The sequence below is a fragment of the Xanthomonas sp. SHU 199 genome (assembly GCF_000364665.1).
GTDB lineage: Bacteria > Pseudomonadota > Gammaproteobacteria > Xanthomonadales > Xanthomonadaceae > Xanthomonas_A > Xanthomonas_A sontii.
On the sequence record NZ_AQOI01000310.1, the window covers coordinates 1 to 3,474 of the forward strand.

Below are 3,474 nucleotides of genomic sequence, written 5' to 3' on the forward strand. Positions count from 1 at the left end.
CGCTGTGCCGGCTCGGCGGCGGCCGGAGCCGGGGCCGGGCTCTCGCCGGCGCCGAAGATGCGCTTCAGCCAGCCGACCACGCCGGTGGCCGGCGGCGCGACCGGGACCGGCGCAACCACGGGCGCCGGTGCCGGTGCGGCCACCGGTTCTTCGACCACTTCGCGCACCGGGGCCGGCTGCGAGTGCTTCACATTGGTCACCGCAGGCGCCGGGATGTTCAGCTGCGCCTTGGTCAGCGCGTGCACCGGCAGCTTGCGCGGGGTGCCGCGCTGGTAGCTGGGCTTGGTGCTTTCCTCGCCCAGCTCGTTCTCGCGCAGGCGGGTCACTTCGTAGTGCGGGGTGTGCAGCTGCTCGTCGGCGACGATCACGATCGGCGCGTCGTGGCGCTTCTCGATCTCGCTGAGCGCGCGGCGCTTCTCGTTGAGCAGGTAGTTGGCGATTTCCACCGGGGCCTGGACCAGGACCTGCCCGGTGTTCTCCTTCATCGCGTGCTCTTCGGCGACGCGGATGATCGACAGCGACAGCGACTCGACGCTGCGCATGCGGCCGTGGCCGTCGCAACGCGGGCAGACGATCTGGCTGGACTCGCCCAGCGACGGACGCAGGCGCTGGCGGCTCATCTCCAGCAGGCCGAAGCGCGAGATGCGGCCGATCTGCACCCGCGCGCGGTCGTACTTGAGCGCGTTCTGCAGGCGGTTCTCGACCTCGCGCTGGTGCTTGTTGGAGGCCATGTCGATGAAGTCGATGACCACCAGGCCGCCGAGGTCGCGCAGGCGCAGCTGGCGCGCGACCTCTTCGGCCGCCTCCAGGTTGGTCTGGAACGCGGTGTCCTCGATGTCGCTGCCCTTGGTGGCGCGCGAGGAGTTGACGTCCACCGCGGTCAGCGCCTCGGTCTGGTCGACCACGATCGAGCCGCCGGACGGCAGGCGCACGCTGCGCTCGTAGGCGGCCTCGATCTGCGACTCGATCTGGAAGCGGTTGAACAGCGGGATGTCGTCGGTGTAGTGCTTGAGCTTGCGCAGGCTCTGCGGCATCACCTGCTGCATGAACTCCTGGGCGTCGCCGTACATCTCGGCGGTGTCGACCAGGATCTCGCCGATGTCGGCGCGCAGGTAGTCGCGCAGGGCGCGGATGATCAGCCGCGATTCCTGGTAGATCAGGAACGGCGCCGGCTTGGCCAGGGCGGCCTCGGCGATCGACTTCCACACCTGCAGCAGGTAGTCCAGGTCCCACTGCAGCTCTTCGGCATCGCGGCCGACGCCGGCGGTGCGGATGATCACGCCCATGTCGTCGGGGATGTTCAGCTTGTCCAGCGCTTCCTTCAGCGCGGCGCGGTCCTCGCCCTCGATGCGGCGCGAGACGCCACCGGCGCTGGGCGAGTTCGGCATCAGCACCATGTAGCGGCCGGCCAGGGAGATGAACGTGGTCAGGGCCGCGCCCTTGTTGCCGCGCTCTTCCTTATCCACCTGGACCACGACTTCCTGGCCCTCGCGCAGCAGTTCGCGGATCGTCGCCTTGTTGTGGTCGACGCCGGCCTGGAAGTAATCGCGGGAGATTTCCTTCAGCGGCAGGAAGCCGTGGCGCTCGCCGCCGTATTCGACGAAGGCCGCTTCCAGCGAGGGTTCGAGCCGGGTGATGCGGCCCTTGTAGATGTTGGACTTCTTCTGTTCCTTGGACGGCTGCTCGATGTCGATGTCGTACAGGGTCTGGCCGTCCACGATGGCCACACGCAGTTCTTCTGCCTGCGTGGCGTTGATCAGCATTCGCTTCATTGTTGCGTTCCTCGCGCTGCTACCGCGCGGAACGCCATGGGGTTTCGCTTCTGGTCACGCTTCGTCGCCCATCGCGCAGGCGCGGGGTGGGCGTCTTGGGTTTCCAGCGCTACGACACCACGGCGAGCCGCGGGAGCGCTTCTTGCTTTTAGGTGGTTCAGGACCGGCGGCGACTCCAGCCAGGCTGGGCGCCGCACGGGGCATGTTCAGCGCGGACGCTTGCGGCATCCGGCGATGGCCGGGTAGGCCGGTGAGCCGCTAACATGGCCGCCCCGGGGGCGGTGGTCGCGCACTGTGCCGGAATCGTCGTAAGCCGGGCTTCTGGCCCTCAACTAACTTCCAACGAAATCAAACCCTTATCTCGCCCCCCGAGTGTAACAGAATAAACTGCCTGATGACTTCCCCCCCGATCCCTCCAAAGCCGCGCGATGTCGCGACCAGCGCGGTGCGCATTCTCAAGGTCCCGGAAGACAGGGCCGGACAGCGCGTAGACAATTTCCTGCTCGGCCAGCTCAAGGGCGCGCCGCGCAGCCTGATCTACAAGCTGATGCGCAGCGGCCAGGTGCGGGTCAACGGCGGCCGCACCAAGGCCGAGCGCAAGCTCGAGGCCGGCGACGAGGTGCGCATCCCGCCGGTGCGGCTGACCGAGGAGGGCGAGAAGAGCGCGCCGCCGGAGGCGTTCATGGCCCGGCTGGAGGCGGCGATCGTCTACGAGGACGCGCGGCTGCTGGCGCTGAACAAACCCTCGGGCGTCGCCAGCCACGGCGGCAGCGGAATCAGTTTCGGCGCCATCGAGACGCTGCGTGCGCTGCGTCCCAATCAGTCGCTGGAGCTGGTGCACCGGCTCGACCGCGACACCTCCGGGCTGCTGATCGTGGCCAAGAAGCGCTCGGCGCTGACCGAATTGCAGGCGCTGATGCGCGAGGACGACCGGGTCCAGGGCCGCGGCATTAGCAAGCGCTACCTGACCCTGCTGGTCGGGCGCATGCCCGACGGCACCATGAGCGTGGACGCGCCGCTGCACATCGGCCTGCGCCAGGGCGGCGAGCGCCACGTGCAGGTGAACGCGGCCGGCAAGCCGTCGCTGAGCCACTTCCGGGTGCTGGAGCGGCGCGGCGGGCATTCCTATTGCGAGGTGCGGATCGAGACCGGCCGCACCCATCAGATCCGCGTGCACGCCCAGCATCTGGGACATCCGGTCGCCGGCGACGACAAGTACGGCGATCCGGCGGTGAACAAGCGCCTGCGCGAGCAGATCGGGCTCAAGCGCCTGTTCCTGCATGCCGCCTCGCTGGAATTCAGCCTGGACGACGGCAAGACACCTTATCTATTGAATGCCCCGCTGGCCGACGAACTGGCCGAAGCGCTGAACCGCCTCGGCTGAGGCAGGCCCGCGGGAGCGGCATGCTCCCGCCCCCGCGCTGCGCTCAGCTTTCGTGATGGTCGTGATCGTGGTGCCCGTCGTGGTGGGCGGGTGCCGGGCGTTGTGCCGGATGCGACTCGGCCGGCCGCGGCTCGGGTATGCGCGGAGGCGGGGAGAAGCGGGCCACGCGCTGCTCCTGGCGTTGTTCCTGACGCTGCTCCTGGCGCGGTTCCGGCATCGGCGCACGCATCGCCTCGCGCGGCATCTGCGGCGCGCGCGCCTCGCGTTCGGGCGCCGGCGCATGCCAGGCCTGCGCGCGCGGGGCTTCGCTCGGCAGTG

Annotated in this window: 2 protein-coding genes and 1 pseudogene; 1 reads left to right on the forward strand and 2 read right to left on the reverse strand. The window is 68.9% G+C overall.

Translation table 11 applies throughout. The features are described from left to right. Nucleotides 1-1,772: Rne/Rng family ribonuclease (locus D183_RS0111195; RefSeq protein ID WP_017909068.1), on the reverse strand; the 1,772-nt coding region annotated here is incomplete at its 3' end. 394 nt (nt 1,773-2,166) lie between these two features. On the opposite strand from D183_RS0111195, the gene D183_RS0111200 reads away from it, so the two are divergent. Then, nucleotides 2,167-3,156 carry an RluA family pseudouridine synthase gene (locus tag D183_RS0111200; protein ID WP_026143487.1) on the forward strand — a complete coding sequence of 330 codons (990 nt, stop codon included), beginning with the start codon at nt 2,167-2,169 and terminating at the stop codon, nt 3,154-3,156. 43 nt (nt 3,157-3,199) lie between these two features. On the opposite strand, the pseudogene D183_RS0111205 reads toward D183_RS0111200, so the two are convergent. Further along, nucleotides 3,200-3,474: pseudogene (locus tag D183_RS0111205) on the reverse strand (hypothetical protein); the annotation flags it as partial.

Coding starts and splice junctions, on each gene's coding strand:
- D183_RS0111200 (WP_026143487.1), top strand. CDS start 2,167: ATGACTTCCCCCCCGATCCCTCCAAAGCCGCGCGATGTCGCGACCAGC.